Origin of the sequence: Paenibacillus alginolyticus DSM 5050 = NBRC 15375, from assembly GCF_000422905.1 — a bacterium.
Lineage (GTDB): Bacteria > Bacillota > Bacilli > Paenibacillales > NBRC-103111 > Paenibacillus_E > Paenibacillus_E alginolyticus.
The window spans coordinates 1-17,594 of record NZ_KE383949.1; the positions used below are offsets into that span (position 1 = coordinate 1).

Here is a 17,594-nt window from a genome sequence, read left to right on the forward strand (position 1 = left end):
TGCAAGAAAGTGATAAAAATTAAAGTATCCGATAATCGCCGCAAGTACACGTTTCCAGCACGGGGTAGTGAAGCCCATGAGAAACTGTATGATCAACGAACAGCTGTTGAACGTGTATTTGCCTATCTCAAAGGACAGTTCCAACTTGATAATGTTCGTCATCGTGGAGGTAAAAAAGCCAAAATGAATATGGAGCTAGCCTGCTTACTTTATACATCCTGTAAACTTTCAGTTGATCGAATTAACCAAGCAATGAATACCCCTCAGCTTTCTGCTTAATTTTTTTGAAAAGTACCGATTCAAATTGGAGAAGCAGATTCTCAAATAAATTACATTGTGAAACGTACTCCTAAAGGCTTCTATTTTGAGGAACCGAGCTATTTTGGCCATCAACGTCTCTAAATTAGCCTAAACGAACAATTTCCGCCCTGCAGGATCCAGAATGTAAGAGCGAATTCTCTGCTCGCCACTGGCTGGCATTATTATGCCTTTGCTGTGTAGGCTATGAAGCCACTTTCGTGCATGCTCAACACGGATGCCAAGATGATCAGCCACTACCTGCGGTTTAAGCGGATCGATGGTACTTGCGGCCAGCCGAGTGATTTCTTTTTTTCGATGTGTAAGTGAAATAAGTTGAGTTTGATCGCCATACCATCGCGCCATTATGTTGAGGACGACTTGTTGGCAGCGTCCCGGATGCTGGGTGATATCATCGAGTGAGAACCGAAAAACCTTCCACTCGTCCAGAACCAACTGATTCTGCCGCATTAAATTGTCCCCGAAACGGGAGCGGTCAATGTCTCTCGCATGTGGACCATACCCGTCGATCTCGAAACAAATTCGATGCGGAGGACGGAGATAAACAAAGTCGAAGAACCTTGTGTTGTCTTGAAAATCCCTTACTTCATACTCGGGATGTAGATGGCGAAAATGTCCAATGAGCGGCCACCAGATATGATGCATAAATTGTTTTTCAGCATAGCCATGCCCCTCCTTTAATCGGCGCAGGCGCTCTCCTGAACGTTTCTCCTCATGGAATCTTACAAAGTTTTCATGCTCTTTTACAAACTCCATCATTCCAACCTCCGACTATAAAGTGTTTTTTCTTATTTTCTCGCTATGTTCAACTTTGATAATTTAAGCTGAGCTGTGGTATGGCCTGGCCTGGCCTGGCATGGTGTAGTTTTGTGTTGTAGTGCAGTGCAGTTTGGTCTAACGTGGTGTGTGAAGTGAAATGAAATGAAATGAAGTTCTGCACCTCCCTGGAAAATAAAAATACCGCCTCTCCCAAAAGGGAAAGACGGCATGTTCTTCACGCGTCGCGTAAATCTATATCACTAATTCTTTAATGTATAATTAATTTTACTTTAATGTATTATCACTTTTACGGTTCTCCTACAAAGCATACTGAATATGATCCTCAATATACTGCTCCAGCTTAATCCGCACATAAGGCGGCAACGCTGAAAGCATGCAGCCATAACGGAAGTTGCGGCCTTCGGACTCGATGCGAATCACGCGCGCAGTGATTGGCGGCAGATCCGCTTCCTGCGGGAAGTGGATGACGATGAACATGTCCGGCGCAAGCGGGGCGGCAGATGTAATCTGCAGTCCGCTCTCGGACAAGTCGAAGAGGGTGCCGTCGATGTTTTGGCCGGAGAAGGAACCTTCCTGCTCCCATTGGTAGATGGACAGCTTCAGGCTAATGTCCAGCTTCACGCGCGTGTTCCGGCGGCGTTCGCGGCCAGAAAGCGGCGATGCCGGCTTCTCTTTAGCAACGACAGGCTCACTAGGCCTGACGACCCTCTCACCCATCCATTCTTCATAACACTGAATGACGGAACTCAAATCATCTTCACCGAGGCCTTTGCTTAGGCCGATTTGGAATAAGTTGGAAGCCGATTGCAGCATAGGAGTCGGGAGTTGGAACTTGCCCGTGATTTCCTGAGCAAGCTGCAGATCCTTCAGCATCAGCTTCAGGGAGAATTGATTGCTGAAATCGCGATCGATAATCTTATCGCCTTTCAGTTCAACCATCTTGCTGTTCGCTCCACCGGAGCGAACGATTTCTAAGAATTGAGCAGGGTTTACACCTGCTTTAGTTGCAATCGATAAGCCTTCGGCTAAGCCGGCTAAATTAATGCCCACCATCGTGTTGTGGGCAAGCTTTGCGTACGAACCGGAACCGCTCGGACCGAGGTAAAGTGCTTTGCTGCCAAGTGCGAGGAATACATCCTGATGCTCGTCGAACACTTCTTGGCTGCCGCCGACCATGAAAGTAAGCGTACCTGCTTCGGCAGAAGGTTTACTGCCAGTGACAGGTGCGTCGAGGAAGTCGACGAAATGCGCTGCGAGCTCCTCGGCCAGCTTTTTACTTGTTTGTGGGGCTACGGTACTGGAATCAATAATCGTCAGAGCGGGATGAATGCCACTCAGAATGCCTTGCTCACTATAGAACGTTTCAAGTAGTGAAGCGTCATTGCTAAGCATTGTAATCAGAACATCTGAGCTGCGAGCTACCTCAGATGGGGTCAAACCCACTTCAGCACCAAGATGGGCCAGCTCGTCCGCTTTTTCAGCAGTCCGATTATATACAGTTACCATAAAACCTTTTTGAATAAGGTTAGCAGCCATGGGTTTGCCCATAGTGCCAAGTCCAATAAAGCCGATACGTTTCATGATCCTTCACCTCTAGATTCATTTTATCATGGGTATTATAACCTGTGAATTACTTTATATGAATCTTTGGTCGGAGACCAAAGTCTCTCCGCTTACGCGATCGCTCATCGTTGAATATCATTCAATATAGGATCGCTTACTTGCTTTTGGACAGGCAAATAAGTATGCTAGGAAAAGGAAAAAAATAGAGATGGAGGCGAACATAGTGAGTAAGAAAATACAATTTGATTACAGTAAAGCACTATCCTTTTTATCCCAGCATGAGGTTGATTATTTGGCGGCTCAAGTAGAGCTTGCGCATGAACAACTGCATAACAAAACAGGTGCAGGCTCCGATTATTTAGGATGGGTTGATCTTCCTGAGAATTATAATCGTGAGGAGTTTGCTCGTATTCAGGCTTCCGCTAAACAAATTCAATCCGACTCCGAGGCGCTAGTTGTTATCGGTATCGGTGGTTCCTATTTAGGCGCGCGCGCGGCGCTGGAAATGTTGTCTCATTCTTTCTATAATATTTTGCCAAAAGATAAACGTAAGACGCCTGAGATTTATTTCGTGGGAAATAACATCAGCTCTACCTATGTTACGCATTTGCTTCAACTGCTTGAAGGCAAAGATTTCTCCGTGAACGTGATCTCGAAGTCCGGTACAACAACCGAGCCAGCGATTGCTTTCCGTATTTTCCGTGAATTGTTAGAAAAGAAATATGGCAAAGAAGCTGCGCGCAAACGTATCTATGCTACAACGGATCAAGCGAAAGGTGCGCTCAAAACACTCGCTACAGCAGAAGGTTACGAAACTTTTGTCATTCCAGATGATGTAGGTGGACGTTATTCGGTATTAACAGCTGTTGGTTTATTGCCAATCGCGACAGCAGGCATTGATGTGGAAGCGATTATGAAAGGCGCGGCGGATGCGCAGCACGAGTTCTCTAATCCGAAGTTGAGCGAGAATCAAGCTTATCAATATGCTGCCGTTCGAAATTCGCTCTACCGCAAAGGGAAAACAATCGAAATTCTCGTCAACTACGAGCCTTCCCTGCATTTCGTATCGGAATGGTGGAAGCAGCTGTTCGGTGAAAGCGAAGGCAAAGATTACAAAGGTATTTATCCAGCATCGGTAGACTTCTCGACGGATCTGCACTCCATGGGTCAGTTCGTTCAAGATGGCAACCGGATTCTGTTCGAAACGGTCATTCAAGTAGATCAAGTGGCTGATCATATTACAATTGGTACAGATCCTGATGATTTGGATGGACTCAACTTCCTGAGCGGGAAAACGATGGATTTCGTGAATAAAAAAGCTTTCCAAGGCACGATGCTTGCTCACACGGACGGTAACGTACCGAACCTGATCGTAACGCTGCCGGATATGACGCCTTACTCCTTCGGATATATGGTGTATTTCTTCGAAAAAGCATGCGGTATCAGCGGTTACCTGATGGGTGTGAATCCTTTTGACCAACCAGGTGTTGAAGCTTATAAAAAGAACATGTTTGCCCTCTTAGGCAAACCGGGTTACGAAAAGGAAAAAGCCGAGCTGGAAGCACGCTTGCAGAATTAATTCATAATGCCAAGCAGAAAAACGATCAATCCTATCGGATTGGTCGTTTTTTCCATGGATAATTTCCATTATTTGTGTGGTAAATTTTCTTTCTATATTGTCGAAGTCAAAGGATGTGTGTAGAATATAATGAAACAGATGTTTCCTTCTACCAAGAAAGGTCGGCTATGCTAGCACATTTCAAAACTATCCAATCGTACGGATCGTCGGAAATCATCATCAAGAAGTCGCGTTTCATCGGTCATGCCAAACCGGTAGAGTCAGAAGAAGAAGCTACCCTATTTATTGAAGCTATCAAGAAGGAACACAGGTCGGCAACACATAACTGCAGCGCCTATGTCATCGGAGAAAGGGATCAGATTCAGAAGCAATCTGATGATGGGGAGCCGAGTGGTACAGCAGGAAAGCCGATTCTGGAAGTGATTAAGCATCAAGGACTTAAGAATATCGTTGTTGTCGTTACCCGTTATTTCGGCGGCATTATGCTTGGCGCGGGCGGACTCATTCGGGCTTATACGGATGGAGCCGTGGTAGGCATTGAAGCAGGACAGCCAATTTATAAAGTCAATCATCAGCAAGTGCTGATTGAGGTGGATTATACGTGGTATGGCAAACTCGAGAACGAACTAAGAAGTCAGGGGATGCTCCTAGGGGACATTCAGTTTACGGATAAAGTGACTGTAGCATGTTATCCTTTGGCAGCGGCAGCGGAAGCATTTATCAACTGGGCAACAGATTTTACACAAGGTCAAGGCATTGTTATTGCAGGAGAGAACGAATACTTGGTTCATAAGAGCTTGCCGGAATAGGCAGGCTCGGGACTTTGAGAGGCACAACTAATTTCATAGAAGCTAAGGATGCGGAGGGATAGGAATGGCTAGGAAAGCAGTCGCGCAAGAGCTTAGCAGAGAACGTATACTTGCGGAAGCGCGGGAATTATTCGCTACTTTCGGTTATCGCGCTTTAACGATGCGCAGCATCGCAAAAGCAATGGGGTACAGCCATGGTGCGTTATATTACCATTTTAATGAGAAAGCTGAACTGTTTTATGCGTTAATTAAGGAAGATTTCTCCGAATTAGTACAGCGTCAGCGGGAAATGATTGTTCGTGAGCAAGGGTTTAGCGTGAATCTGCTTCAAAAGTTGATGATGGAGTTCGTGCGATTTGGTTTGAATAATCCACATCATTACGAAATGATGTTCATGATTAACGAGCCAGAGCTGCAGCAATATTCGCGTACCGAGCAAGCCCAATCTCTGGAAATGTTTGCTATCGTCATTCGTCAAGTGATGGCCGACCAACCGGGAGCCGAGAGCAGGAAGTTTACACTTCCATGGAATTTGTTTATGTCCTTACATGGCCTAATTTCGTATTGCATTCAGTTTAAACAATCCTATGAGGAAGCGCGGAAACTGGCTGAAGAGCATATCCGCCTCATCTGTGTCAGCTTGGATTTAGATTCCTATGAACAGCAGCGTCCGCGTGTGACACTTGTTAATACAGAATCTGCATAAATCAGTAAATGGATTTCATTTTACAACATCCGATAAGTGCTTTAGAATAACAAAAGGGGAGCTTGCTCCTTAATGTGGCACAAGCGCTTAGAGGAAGGAAGAACATAAAGCTATGGATTTGAACATTTGGTCGGAAGAAAACGTGGAATATATGTTTGAAGAAATTAAGAGAAAGCTGCGCATGGCTACCGGTGGGTCGATTAAAGCCTCGAACGTCAAACAGGAAGTATATGAGGACTTGAAGGACTTGTACGACTTGGTCATCAGCAAAGATAATTTCAGTATTAGCGAAATTGATGCGATTACCACAGAGCTTGGTAAAATTCGTAAAGCATAAGCACTTTTTGCCCATAAAATTGTCGTTATCTTGGCCTTAGTGCTGGAGATGCGGCAATTTTTTTGCGTTGAACGGTAGGAGGACAACTGCGTATTTTTACCGGAGAGTGGACAGCTATCCAAGCGATGTGACTTAAACATCCGTACACTGTAGAGCAATGTATCTCAATTGGTTGAAGGAGGTGGACGTTTGTGGCATCAAAAATTCGTAAAGACGACGTTCGGAAATTGGTCGGGAAAAATATCGTGGCTCTTAAGAAAGACGGAACTCAAGTAACTGGTAAATTGGTGCGGATCAGCGGTAACACGTTGATTGTTGCTCCGCAAAAAGGCAAAAAAGTTCAAGTAAAAGCGATTATTCCATTGGTTTTGTTTGATCTGTTAGCGATTGGCACAGCACCTTATGCTTATGGTGGATTTGGATACGGTGGTGGCTTTGGTTATGGCGGTGGCTTTGGTTATGGTGGTGGCTTCGGTGGTCCAGGATTCTTCTGGTAAAGGAGGACTCTTTCCCAATTTGGGAAAGGGTCTTTTTTTTTTGGAACCATTTCAGCTCTGGATGAATAGGCTAAGATACATCTCCGGCCAAAGTCCGTCAAGCTGGGCTGAAGAAGCTGAAAGTTATCCAAGGACAGGGAGTGAGCAGTGTGCCGAGTTCCATCGTTTTTAACATGATTAATATAAATAGTCAAAATACGAATGCCACCGTCGGGATCGGTGAGAATGCGCAATCCAGCTGGGATTCACACAGCAAAAACAATTACGGGACGGGTCAATTTATCGGAAATACCTTCTCCGCCAATATTGTTAATTTCATCTTTGACAACGATTTTATTGATGCACCAATTAATGATCAGGATTTTAAACCAGCTGTTACTAATCAAGTATAGTTGAATGGTGGGTGAATGTCGTGCTGAAATTACCGTGCCCGCTAGAGCCTCCGCTCATTGAATTTGATTCTATCCATGTTAATTCCATAGCCGATGCATCCGGTATTTTTATCGGCACCAACATACAAGTAAATTGGTCTACAAGTGGGAAAGCAAACAATGGCCTTGGAGAGATAAACGGTGATCATAATTACGTGCTTTATAATATCAACACGGTTTATGACAATGACATCATCGATGCCCCTTATACCAAAGGGGACTTGATCATTGGCCGTGTATAAAAAGAATGCTCCGCAGCTGCTCTAATCAGCAGTTTGTGGAGCATTTGTCGTATCTTCAGCCTGCGGGCTGACGGGAGCAGGGGTAAAGCCGGACGTCTGAGCCTGGTTGGCAATCATGTCCTGCAGCCACTCGGGTGTTTCGTTATCTCCGATGTTGAGCATATCAAGGAAATCGGAATCGTTGAGCATAGAGCGGGTTCCAACTAACTGATTGTTGTCGCCTTCGACAGCGCCAAAGCCTTGAACCGTTTTCTGATTGCTTTGAAAATCGGTCGGCCAATTATTGCCCATATTGAGACAGGACGCGCTTTGTACCGATCCGATGCGGATGGAGCCGATAATGAATGTTGGGGACATGAAGGAGGACACCTTGTATCACCTCTTTATGAATTAGACTGCGGTGGTGTGTATTTATAACCGGTCGAGGTTCGCTCTGTTTTCGAAGCGGCAGCAGCCTGTGAAGCAGCATCTACACCTTCAGTGGAAGTACGAGAGCTAGCGGTTTTACTTTCTTTTGACACATTTGCACGTTTAAAAGCTTCATCAACCGGTACACTTTTCTCACTTGGCTTGGCAGCGAAATTGTTACCTAGATTCAATGAACCGCTCAGTTCCTTAATATCGAGATGATCCAGCCGAAAGGTTAAGTTTTCTAAAACGGGTTGATGGATATGCAGGGTATCAATATGTATCTTCGGGTGTTTGGCCGTAAGATCAGCCAATTCTTCTTCCAATTTGCGAAGACGCCGTTCTAATTGCTGAACGTGTTGATCCTGGGGAGATATGGCTCCAGTTTTAACTTCTGGTTTAGCGGCAGGACTAGCTCCAGAACTAGCTTCAGTTCTAACCTCAGCTCTGGCTGGGGTTGATGTTTTAGCATTAGCTGTACCTCTAGTTGGCTGCGTTTTGGGCGGGGCCGATTTCTTTTTTTGAAACCACATGGGTAATCTCAGCTCTCTCGTGTAGATGGTTTAACATCAAAGGTGTCGCCATCTTGGACAGTATGCTTGCCACCCAGAATAATATTATGCTCCCCGCTTATTTCCCCAAGCCCTTGATTAAGCTTCTCGGAATGACGCTTTCCGATGATCCGATTCGTACCCCTGTTCACACTGGATGTTTCCGCGATTCCATCGATGTGTATAGATTGAAATTGTATGCGCACCACAGTAATCCCTCCAATCCTGCATTTCCGAACGCTCTCTTTTATTTATATGGGGACAAAGGAAGATTCATTTCTCTTTTCGGTAAAGATTCATTTTTGAATATAAAAAAGATTACCGACCAATCGGCGAGAAAGGCCGTTTAGAGGGTAATCTTTATTTGGTTCGTAACCATCAACCATGACGAATGTAAGCTAAACTCCTGATTTTGCTCATTACGTGAACTGTATAGGAATAACTTTCTCTCCATCCGGAGGAGCAAGCGGGATTCGAATGATGAGCAAACCGTTGTGATATTGCGCCCGCATTAGATCGGTCATCGCATTGCCGGGTAGGCGGAAAACTCTCTCGAATGCACCGAAATATCGCTCAGACAACCGCATTTGTTCATCGAGTACTTGGTAGGGCCGAACGAGCATCCCGCGCATAAGTAAGGATTGGTCACGGAAAGAAAGCTGAATCTGCTCGGGTGAAGACAATCCGGGAACTTCAGCCACAACAACGAGTTCCTGCGGTGTCTCATACATATCAACTCTTGGCCCGGTTAGCGGGATGATACTGGCAATATCGTGCCAGAATTCGGGGCCCAGCACATCGCCAGCTTGCGCCGACAGCCCTTTCCAATCGGGCTTAGGCGTTCGGTTGCCTGGGGGATTCATCGGCCATCATCACCTGACTTCTACATAGAAAGTAGCGCTGCGAGCAGCTTGCTACTAGTTTATGTACACCCGCGGCGGAATATGGCTGTCTCTCATGACCTATCGCTGCGGTGGCCGCTGATTCGCAAGCTGCTGCTGCGCCATGCGCACGAGCTCACGCACCATAGCCCCGCCAATCGGACCGCCGACCTTGCCAGCGTCTTCTGAGCTAAGCTGCCCGTTGTAGCCTTGCTGAAGGGGAACGCCAAGCGTTCGGGCTACTTCATATTTGACGAGATCAGGTCGTTCTGGGTTGACATTATACCCCTGATTCTTCATGACTTGCGCCTTGAGCAGTCCCAGGCCGTGTTCCGATCCGGGCACGATGGCCCGGTTGCTTCTTCTTCGTGCCATTAGGCATCACCTCTTGGTGATTAGGATACCCCAGGGTTGTCCGTGACATGAGTTCGGAATGTAAAATATTTATGTCCCAAATAATTTCCAATCGTATAAAAGCCATTACCAACCAAAATAGCAGCATTGTGCAGAAAATCTGTCCGCACGGATGGCAGGAAAGAGCTTGCTGCTTCTGCAAGTACCCAACTTAACCCATAAGAGACGCCATAACAGCTCAAAATAACAACAGCAAATTTCCACCAACTGCTGCCGACGCTAACGTTGGAACGAAACGTAAATGTACGATTCAGCGTGTAGCTAACAATAGCGCCTATGGTATTTCCTGCGAAAGTAGATATCCAATAATTGAGGTGAAGCAGATTAAAGAAAGCAAAGCTGGCTGACAGACCGACCAACGTATTGAACAGACCGACAAGTAAGAAGCGCGCGAAGCTGCTAGTCAACAAAGCTTTTATCCGTTTCATTGAATCATCACCGGCTGGAGCTTACTTGATTGGATGGCGTATGGACTAATTCGTGATCCCGTCCAGTTGCTGTCAAATCCTTCTCGATGACGAAAAGCGGACGGTGCTTCACTTCTTTATATATTTTGCCTATGTATTCACCAATTAAGCCGAGCGCGAGAAGCTGAACGCCGCCAATGAACCAAACCGAAAGAACAAGCGATGTCCAACCGGTAACGTTCGCTCCGAGAATTTTGCCTACAATGGCATATAATCCGGCAACGACACTCAACGCGAATAGAAGGAAACCCATGATAGTGACGAAGCGAATAGGGGTTACACTGAACGACGTGATGCCATCGAAGGCGAATGCGAGCATTTTGCGAAGCGGATATTTGGATTCTCCGGCAAAACGTTCTTTACGGTCATAATAGACCTGAGTGGAGGGGAAGCCGAGTAGAGGCACCATACCGCGAAGAAATAAATTAACCTCTTGAAATTTCTCCAAATTTTCGAGGGTACGCTTGCTCATCAAGCGGAAATCCGCATGATTGTAGTGAAGTTTGACACCAAGCGAATTCATGAGCCTATAGAAACCCTGGGCCGTAACTCGCTTGAAAAACGTATCCGTCGAGCGATCCTGTCGGATGCCGTAAACGATATCGTAGCCTTCGTGGAATTTGACGATAAACTCGCGAATGACACTCGTGTCGTCTTGCAGATCTGCATCGATGGAAACGACGCAGTCCGAATAGGTCTTGGCTTTCATAAGCCCGGCAAGCAAAGCGCTTTGATGGCCTGCATTTCTTGCAAGCTTAAGACCAGTAATCAAAGGACTGGAGTCGTGGAAGCTCTCAATAAGCGTCCAAGTTGCATCCTTGCTGCCATCGTCGACAAACAGCACCGTGCTTGTGGTGGCGATTAATTTATCCGAGATGAGAGTTTGTAACACAGTGGTAAGTTGGAATACTGTTTCTGGGAGTACTTCTTCTTCGTTATAGCAGGGGACCACAATGGTCAATACGGGATGAACCACAATTCTCGTCTCCATTCTGCAAAGAGGATTGAAAGGATGATATGGCTTTCATTATATCGTAATGTATGTAAAATATTAATTTTTTAACGAAAATTAAACATTTTTAACTTACAAACGTCCTTATTAATAGTTCTTTACGAATCCTTAACTTGGTAAAACAGGGGTAATCAGGTAAATTTACAGGAAAGATATATGATGTTCGGATTGGAGAGATGGATGATGGAACCACTGCAAGAGAAAGTGCCAAAAAGAAGGAAGGTCAATGTGATACTGTCGATTGTCTTGCTTGTCCTATTTTCTCGGGCACTCATGCTATTTACTGGATATATCGGGATGAATTTGTTCACTAAGTCTTCTCAGGTGCCGATGTATATGCAGAATGTGCCAGGCACCTTGTCCAAGTGGACGCTGAAGCTTCCTGGGGAACTAGCTTCTACGGAGAAGCTGAAGTTAGAGGATTTTATCAAGTTTGATACGTATTCTTACTTAAAAATAGCCACACAAGGCTATGATAAGTTTCGGATGGACGAACCTCATACAGCTGCGAATTGGGTGTTTTTTCCATTGTTCCCGCTGATGATATTCTTGCTTGGTAAAATATTTTGGTTTGAACCTGCAATAGTCGGTATGATCGTTTCGAATCTATGTTTGCTTGGCGCCTTAATTTATATCTATTTTATTGCTCTGCAGCGGGGATTCAGTGAACGTCAGGCGGGAACTGTGCTGCTGCTAATAGTGATTTACCCATCGTCGCTTTACTATACCCTACCGTATACAGAGAGTCTATTTCTGCTGTTATCGGCAGCTTCCATCTATTATGCAGGCAGCAAACAGTATGCACTCGCCTTTATAGCTGCCAGCTTATCTACCGTAACTAGGGTACCAGGGTTTATTAACCTTGCATTTGTGATGGGTTCCGTGTTTATGGACGAAGGGTTCAAATGGACCTGGCGTTATCTGAAATGGTCGTTATACAGCCTATTATCACTTATCCCAATAGGTATATATCTCCTACATATGCGAATCGTCACCGGTGATTTCTTGGCTCCTTTTCATGAGCAGAGCTTGCACTGGTTCCGCTATACAACAATACCATTTATCAATTATGTTCGTTATTTGAAAAAGCCTTACTTCTCTACACCTGATGGCTGGGATAACGGCTTCATTGCTTTTACCGTATCGACAGCTGTATTTGTCGTTTTTTTGAGTTACCTCTTTGCTCATTTAAAAAAGCTTATGACAAATAAGCATGAGCTTCTATTTTTCGTTTATGGCTTGCTGCTCATTGTCATCCCATTTTCAAGTCAACCTTTATTTCTCGTAAGCGTCGTACGCTATATGATGGTGAGTATACCGTTTTATTTTTACTTAGTGAAGTTGACCGAAAAGTGGGAAAATGCTCGAATTTTCTATATGATGCTGTTTATGATACTACAGGTTTTCGAGACGATTGGCTTTTTTAATGGGTACTATTTTGTTATCTAAAAGGGTTGAATAACGAAAAGCGGCCGGATCACGAATCATCGTCCCAGCCGCTTATTACTTTTATTACCATCCAAATCCGAAAGTACAAAGCACGATAACCAAAAGGACGTATAAAACGAGGACAATAGAAGTGTTTGAATAAGGTACAGCAGGACCGCAACCACAACTCATTTCAATCCCTCCCTTCACAAAATTACTATATGTCATTCAACTAGAGGGCGTATGGATGAATGTCCTGATTCTGACATTAAAATCGGGTAACGTGTCCAGGAATACGTTTCTTTTAAAAGAATAAGGCTAGGAAGGCAAGGACGAGTTCTTAAGTCGTGTAATCGACTGGGAACCGTCCTTTTTTTTAGAATTAGGATAAGTTCTCCCATTTGGCCCACATCTCCGTTGGATTGAGTTCGTATATCTCGTTATCGCGAAACATGAACTGGTGCATAATGAATTCTCGTCGAATCGTTGCGAAATCAGGATGGTAATTCTTAATGAAGGCATTCAGTTCCTTCTCTGTGTAGGTTCGTCCTTGTTCAAGCTGCTCGACTAGATGTTCTAGGACGATAAGTTTTTTCTTGAGCTGGGCAGGGATATGCTTGAGTTTGCCATCTAAGGTTATAAAGTTTCGAATGACAGATTGCTTGAGGTTCTGATTACGATCTTCATCTTTCATAGGATCGATCTCTCCTTTCTTGTTTTTGAAAATGAGCTCAGCCGTCGCGGTGGCATTACTGCGAATGAAATATTCATTCAAAGCGAAGTAAATCGTGTTCTTGTCTCTACGTTCATTGATGAGGCTGGCCTCGCGAAGCTTGGAGGCGTGATGGGTAATCGTTGCTGGGGTAACACCTAGTTTCTCGGCAAGAACTTGACCGTTCAGCTCTCCATCGGCTAGTAAAATGAGCATACGTATACGTGTTGCGTCGGCAAGTGCCTTGTGATAGGTAATGATTTTATCTAATTGCATGGCGGGTACACCTCCTTAAAAGGATATCTAATTCGATGATTATCTAATTAGATAATAATTAAAACAGATGGAATTGTCAATACAATGGAATCGATCGAGAAAGTGTTGGTCTTGTTGGTCATACCTCGAAAGTTTCCTATTTGATCATGGGTCATGTAAAATAATCGTATATAAGAATGGATATTGATCATAGAAGGGGATTGGAACGACGATGCGTGTACTTGTAATGACAGCTGTAGCTCCTGAAAGAGATGCAGTCCAGCGCGGCCTTGGTCATGATAGCAGATTTGAATTTGCCTTAGCTGGCGTTGGGCTTGCAGCAGCAGCAGTGAATGGAGCGATAGAGCTTGCGAAAGCTGAATATGATTTGGTTATTATCGCCGGTATTGCCGGCGGATTTGTAGGGAAAGCGGAGATAGGCTCGCTTGTTGTGGCGAGTGAGATCATAGGCGCTGACCTTGGCGTGGAGCTGCTGGATGGCTTCAGCAGCTTGGACGAGCTTGGCTTCGGCTCGACACGAGTCGGTGTTGCCGCGGATGTGGCCGAGCGAGTGACAGCGGCGTTGTTAGCCGCTGGTTTGCAGGCGCAGATGGCGCCAGTGCTCACGGTGGCAACCGCCACCGGGACGGCAGCGACAGCGGCTGCGCTGGCTGCGCGTGTGCCTGGAGCCGCTGCCGAAGCCATGGAAGGCTTCGGCATTGCGACAGCTGCGCAGCAGCGCGGCGTGCCAGTGTTGGAGATTCGCGCGATCTCCAACGCGATCGGTCCTCGCGACCGAGACGCTTGGCGTATCGGTGATGCCTTTAAGGCTTTAGAAGCAGCAAGTTCAGTCCTAGCGGAGGTGCTTTAAAATGAAGATTGCGTATTCACCTTGTCCAAATGATACATTTGTTTTTCATGCTTGGGCGCATGGGTTAATCCCAGGCGCCCCCGAGCTGGATGTCTTATATGCCGACATCGACATTACGAACAAGCTTGCTGCTGAAGGCAGCGGGCCGGATGTCCTCAAGATCTCTTACGCAGCACTGCCATGGGTGCTAAAGGACTACGCCCTGCTCCCCTGCGGCGGCGCTTTGGGCAGAGGCTGCGGACCGTTGGTGCTGACGAAGATCAGCGGAGCAGTGGGAACAGCGGAGACAGAGGGAACAATTGCGACAGCGGGAACAATGCCAGACCCGGCTATGCTCAGCGGCCGCCGGGTCGCTGTGCCGAGCGAGCGCTCAACCGCGTACTTACTGTTCCGCCTCTGGGCGGCACAGAACGTTCCAGGCGGCGTTGGTGAAATCGTGGTCATGCCGTTCCACGAGATCATGCCTGCCGTGCGGGACGGCCTCATCGATGCCGGCCTTGTCATTCATGAAGCGCGCTTTACTTACCCGTCTTACGGGTTAGCGCTTCTCACAGACCTGGGCAGTTGGTGGGAGTCGGACACCAACCTGCCGATCCCGCTGGGCGCCATCATTGCACGGCGCTCCATGGATCTTGAGGCGCTTGCAGGCTGGGCCCGCGCCTCTGTCGAATATGCGTGGGCACATCCGGAAGCATCGCGCGACTACGTCATGGCGCACGCGCAGGAGATGGATCCACAGGTCGCTGAGGCGCACATCGACCTGTACGTGAACGAATTCACCGCTGATCTAGGTGAAAGCGGCTATGGCGCCGTCTTGACCTTGCTCCAGCGGGCTGCGGAGGAAGGGCTTGTGCCGCAGATGGATTATGCGGCCCTGCTTAAATAATAGCTCAAGCGAAAAACCGCTTAAGTGCACTAGCACTTAAGCGGCGAAAATACCGAGGCTGTGGATACCCGCAGCCCACATAGATTTGAACGTTGAAAGACCACCGTTTTGGGAGTGAACCCAAACACGGTGGTCTTTCGTCCCTAAGGCTGATTTCATTCATGTTCGCAGGTGCGCGAGAGCATGTCAGCTCAGCTGGTTTTCCCAGTTCAAGCCCCGTAGCGATGTTTTTCATCGCTAAAGTCTGCATGAGCAGGAAATGTGCTACGTTAGCGATATAAAACATCCTTAAAACTGCCGTCCCCAAGTGAAATAGCCTAATTTGCTCGCCATAGCGATGTTTTTCATTGTTAAAGTGTGTATGAAGAGGAAATGTGCTCAGTTAGCGCTGTAAAACATCGCTAAATCAACCGTCCACACTCACTCACTCGCTCAACCACGCACTCACCCCAACACTACCCAATCACATTCACCGGACGCCCATCCAGATAAGCACGCACGTTACCAATCGCCGTATCCATCAGTCTTGCTCGTGCTTCTTTAGTAGCCCACGCAATATGCGGGGTAATAATCACATTTCTCGCGTGCAGCAAAGGATTGTCCGGCTGAGGCGGTTCTATGGTCAGCACATCTAGACCGGCTCCTGCAAGTCTGCCTTCGTTCAAAGCATGAGCGACATCTTTCTCATTGAGAAGACCGCCTCGTGCAGTATTAATGATAATAGCCGTCGGTTTCATCTGAGCGATCCGTGCAGCATCTATCAACTGATTCGTTGCCGGTGTCAGCGGGCAGTGAAGACTAATGACATCTGAGCGCTGCAGCAGCTCGTCGATTTGCACCCACTCCATGCCCTCAACAGGTTGAGGGACATTTCTTCCGCTGCCAGTCGCGATAACCTTCATTCCCATCGCCTGCGCAATTAACGCGGTTTGTTTGCCGATTTGTCCCAGGCCAATCAGTCCCATGGTTTTGCCGCTTAACTCGACGAGCGGAGAGCGGCTGTAGCTGAAATCAATGGACCCAACCCAATCCCCATTAAGCACGCTGTCACTATGCTGCTGCACCCGATGGCAAAACTCCAATAACAAAGCAAAGACCAGCTGAGCAACAGAATGAGTACTGTAAGCAGGAACGTTAGAGACAATAATGCCATTTTCCTTGGCTGCCTGAATATCAACGATATTGTATCCGGTCGCAAGTACGCCGATATAGCGAAGCTTAGGCAATTGTTGAATCGTTTGAGCGGATAGCGGGGTCTTATTCGTCAAAACAATCTCTGCATCAGCAGCACGTTCAAGGATCTGTGACTCAGCAGTTCGATCATAGACAACAAGCTCGCCGAGTGAATCTAATCCGCTCCAGATCAGATCGCCGGGATTTAGTGTGTAGCCATCAAGTACAACGATTTGCATCTCTTATCGCTCCTCATGCCAATTATTTCTTCGCAGGCAACTCTTTAAATGGATTCAAAAACACCTTCGGAATATGCGTCTCAAATCGCAGCAGCTGACCCGTTGTCGGATGCAAAAAGGCAAGCACACGAGCATGAAGTCCAAGACGGTCGATTTCCTTCGTTTTTGAACCGTACTTCTTATCGCCAACAACGGGGTGGCCGATGTCCTGCATATGAACGCGAATTTGATTTTTGCGGCCGGTCTCGAGATTAACCTCTAACAGCGAAAAGCTCCGGTTCGCTTGCAGTGTTTTATAATGAGTAACTGCGTGCTGTCCATCGTTCGGATACGGCGTCGAAAACATTTTAAGCGACTTCGTATGCTCTTTGAGCCATGAGGAAATGGTCCCTTCGGGCTTTTTCACCATGCCTTCAACCAGGGCAACATAAGTGCGCTCTTTGACACTTTCCTGCCAAGTGTTCTGCAGGTGCTGCTGAGCCTTCTCGTTTTTGGCAAACATCATCACGCCGGATGTATCTCGATCCAGTCTATGTACAACGAAAATCCGAGCCTTCGGATCGTGGTTTCGAACATGGGCCGTGAGCTGGCGATAGGCCGTAATCTCATTTTCTTTGGTATTTGTCGCGATAGATAATAGCCCGGCATCCTTTTGAATGACAATCACATCTTCATCTTCATGCAAAATGCTCATGCCAGCTAGGGGGATATCTTCGACGATTTTATCCTTGTTAATGGTGACCGTTTGTTCTGGCTGCAAGGGATAGTTGTAAGCTGTTACGGCTTTGCCATTCACTGCGACTTGTCCACGGGCAAGTATGGCTTTTACCGAATTACGGCCCAAACTCGAAAGCTTTTCTATTAAAAAAGGTAGTAGCTCAGAGGACTCCTTTACGGTGTACTGGCGAGTACTCATCTCTTGGTTTCCTTTTGACGGAGTAGGATTCTGGCTCGGACTCTTAGTTTGCTTGAATTTGGGATTCTGGTTCTGGCTTTTATTTGGACCTTGAAACTTACCTGGCTTCTTTTGCATAA

The 17,594-nt window shown here is 46.5% G+C and carries 23 protein-coding genes; 11 read left to right on the top strand and 12 right to left on the bottom strand.

Going from position 1 to position 17,594, the window contains the following annotated elements; genetic code table 11:
- A partial coding sequence (locus tag G519_RS46860; RefSeq protein ID WP_036635700.1) for a transposase occupies positions 1-279 on the top strand: 279 nt, incomplete at its 5' end.
- A 129-nt stretch (positions 280-408) separates the two neighbouring features.
- On the opposite strand, the gene G519_RS0139215 is transcribed toward G519_RS46860, so the two are convergent.
- Complete coding sequence (locus G519_RS0139215; protein ID WP_244280367.1) at positions 409-1,077, bottom strand: DNA-binding response regulator; 669 nt, start codon at positions 1,075-1,077, stop codon at positions 409-411.
- Positions 1,078-1,395: 318 nt separating this feature from the next.
- A complete protein-coding gene (locus G519_RS0139220) occupies positions 1,396-2,679 on the bottom strand; it encodes an NAD(P)-binding domain-containing protein (protein ID WP_029199169.1) in 1,284 nt (427 codons plus the stop codon).
- A 205-nt stretch (positions 2,680-2,884) separates the two neighbouring features.
- Here G519_RS0139220 and G519_RS0139225 point away from each other — a divergent pair, with 205 nt between their 5' ends.
- The 7 genes from G519_RS0139225 to G519_RS46865 all read left to right on the top strand — a co-directional run bounded on the left by G519_RS0139225 (position 2,885) and on the right by G519_RS46865 (position 7,262).
- The gene (locus tag G519_RS0139225) at positions 2,885-4,240 is read left to right on the top strand and encodes a glucose-6-phosphate isomerase (RefSeq protein WP_029199170.1); all 1,356 of its coding nucleotides are present in this window, start codon (positions 2,885-2,887) and stop codon (positions 4,238-4,240) included.
- Positions 4,241-4,407: 167 nt separating this feature from the next.
- Positions 4,408-5,049 (top strand): YigZ family protein, encoded by a 642-nt coding sequence (locus G519_RS0139230; protein ID WP_029199171.1) that lies wholly within the window; start codon positions 4,408-4,410, stop codon positions 5,047-5,049.
- Between the two features lie 64 nt (positions 5,050-5,113).
- Positions 5,114-5,755, top strand: a complete 642-nt coding sequence (locus G519_RS0139235; RefSeq protein WP_029199172.1) for a TetR/AcrR family transcriptional regulator — start codon at positions 5,114-5,116, stop codon at positions 5,753-5,755.
- 112 nt (positions 5,756-5,867) lie between these two features.
- Entirely contained in the window at positions 5,868-6,092 is a 225-nt protein-coding gene (locus G519_RS0139240; RefSeq protein ID WP_029199173.1) for a DUF1128 domain-containing protein, read from the top strand.
- A 191-nt stretch (positions 6,093-6,283) separates the two neighbouring features.
- Positions 6,284-6,589, top strand: a complete 306-nt coding sequence (locus G519_RS0139245; RefSeq protein WP_029199174.1) for a hypothetical protein — start codon at positions 6,284-6,286, stop codon at positions 6,587-6,589.
- 149 nt (positions 6,590-6,738) lie between these two features.
- A complete protein-coding gene (locus tag G519_RS0139250; protein ID WP_029199175.1) occupies positions 6,739-6,981 on the top strand; it encodes a spore germination protein in 243 nt (80 codons plus the stop codon).
- A 20-nt stretch (positions 6,982-7,001) separates the two neighbouring features.
- Positions 7,002-7,262 carry a hypothetical protein gene (locus G519_RS46865; protein WP_036635704.1) on the top strand — a complete coding sequence of 87 codons (261 nt, stop codon included), beginning with the start codon at positions 7,002-7,004 and terminating at the stop codon, positions 7,260-7,262.
- Between the two features lie 21 nt (positions 7,263-7,283).
- On the opposite strand, the gene G519_RS46870 is transcribed toward G519_RS46865, so the two are convergent.
- From G519_RS46870 to G519_RS46880, 7 genes are all read right to left on the bottom strand, one after another.
- On the bottom strand, positions 7,284-7,619 hold the full coding sequence (locus tag G519_RS46870) for a hypothetical protein (RefSeq protein WP_064743636.1): 336 nt from the start codon (positions 7,617-7,619) through the stop codon (positions 7,284-7,286).
- A 26-nt stretch (positions 7,620-7,645) separates the two neighbouring features.
- The gene (locus tag G519_RS48320; RefSeq protein WP_051254143.1) at positions 7,646-8,203 is read right to left on the bottom strand and encodes a hypothetical protein; all 558 of its coding nucleotides are present in this window, start codon (positions 8,201-8,203) and stop codon (positions 7,646-7,648) included.
- Between the two features lie 8 nt (positions 8,204-8,211).
- Positions 8,212-8,430: a hypothetical protein gene (locus G519_RS0139270; protein WP_029199176.1), complete on the bottom strand. Its 219-nt coding sequence runs from the start codon at positions 8,428-8,430 to the stop codon at positions 8,212-8,214.
- Positions 8,431-8,640: 210 nt separating this feature from the next.
- A complete protein-coding gene (locus tag G519_RS0139275) occupies positions 8,641-9,084 on the bottom strand; it encodes an Hsp20/alpha crystallin family protein (protein WP_029199177.1) in 444 nt (147 codons plus the stop codon).
- Between the two features lie 99 nt (positions 9,085-9,183).
- A complete protein-coding gene (locus tag G519_RS0139280; protein WP_029199178.1) occupies positions 9,184-9,477 on the bottom strand; it encodes an alpha/beta-type small acid-soluble spore protein in 294 nt (97 codons plus the stop codon).
- Between the two features lie 20 nt (positions 9,478-9,497).
- Positions 9,498-9,944 (bottom strand): GtrA family protein, encoded by a 447-nt coding sequence (locus G519_RS0139285; protein ID WP_029199179.1) that lies wholly within the window; start codon positions 9,942-9,944, stop codon positions 9,498-9,500.
- 7 nt (positions 9,945-9,951) lie between these two features.
- The gene (locus G519_RS46880; protein WP_127527879.1) at positions 9,952-10,959 is read right to left on the bottom strand and encodes a glycosyltransferase family 2 protein; all 1,008 of its coding nucleotides are present in this window, start codon (positions 10,957-10,959) and stop codon (positions 9,952-9,954) included.
- Between the two features lie 216 nt (positions 10,960-11,175).
- Here G519_RS46880 and G519_RS0139295 point away from each other — a divergent pair, with 216 nt between their 5' ends.
- Entirely contained in the window at positions 11,176-12,444 is a 1,269-nt protein-coding gene (locus G519_RS0139295) for a mannosyltransferase family protein (protein WP_161632992.1), read from the top strand.
- Between the two features lie 361 nt (positions 12,445-12,805).
- On the opposite strand, the gene G519_RS0139300 is transcribed toward G519_RS0139295, so the two are convergent.
- Positions 12,806-13,411 (bottom strand): DUF2087 domain-containing protein, encoded by a 606-nt coding sequence (locus tag G519_RS0139300; protein ID WP_029199181.1) that lies wholly within the window; start codon positions 13,409-13,411, stop codon positions 12,806-12,808.
- A gap of 211 nt (positions 13,412-13,622) precedes the next feature.
- On the opposite strand from G519_RS0139300, the gene G519_RS0139305 reads away from it, so the two are divergent.
- On the top strand, positions 13,623-14,261 hold the full coding sequence (locus G519_RS0139305) for a futalosine hydrolase (protein WP_036635707.1): 639 nt from the start codon (positions 13,623-13,625) through the stop codon (positions 14,259-14,261).
- 1 nt (position 14,262) lies between these two features.
- Complete coding sequence (locus tag G519_RS0139310; RefSeq protein WP_029199183.1) at positions 14,263-15,147, top strand: 1,4-dihydroxy-6-naphthoate synthase; 885 nt, start codon at positions 14,263-14,265, stop codon at positions 15,145-15,147.
- A 455-nt stretch (positions 15,148-15,602) separates the two neighbouring features.
- Here the strand turns inward: G519_RS0139310 and G519_RS0139315 are convergent, their stop codons facing one another.
- A complete protein-coding gene (locus tag G519_RS0139315) occupies positions 15,603-16,559 on the bottom strand; it encodes a D-2-hydroxyacid dehydrogenase (RefSeq protein ID WP_029199184.1) in 957 nt (318 codons plus the stop codon).
- A gap of 22 nt (positions 16,560-16,581) precedes the next feature.
- A complete protein-coding gene (locus tag G519_RS46885) occupies positions 16,582-17,592 on the bottom strand; it encodes an RluA family pseudouridine synthase (protein WP_036635710.1) in 1,011 nt (336 codons plus the stop codon).
- Positions 17,593-17,594: the final 2 nt, after the last annotated feature.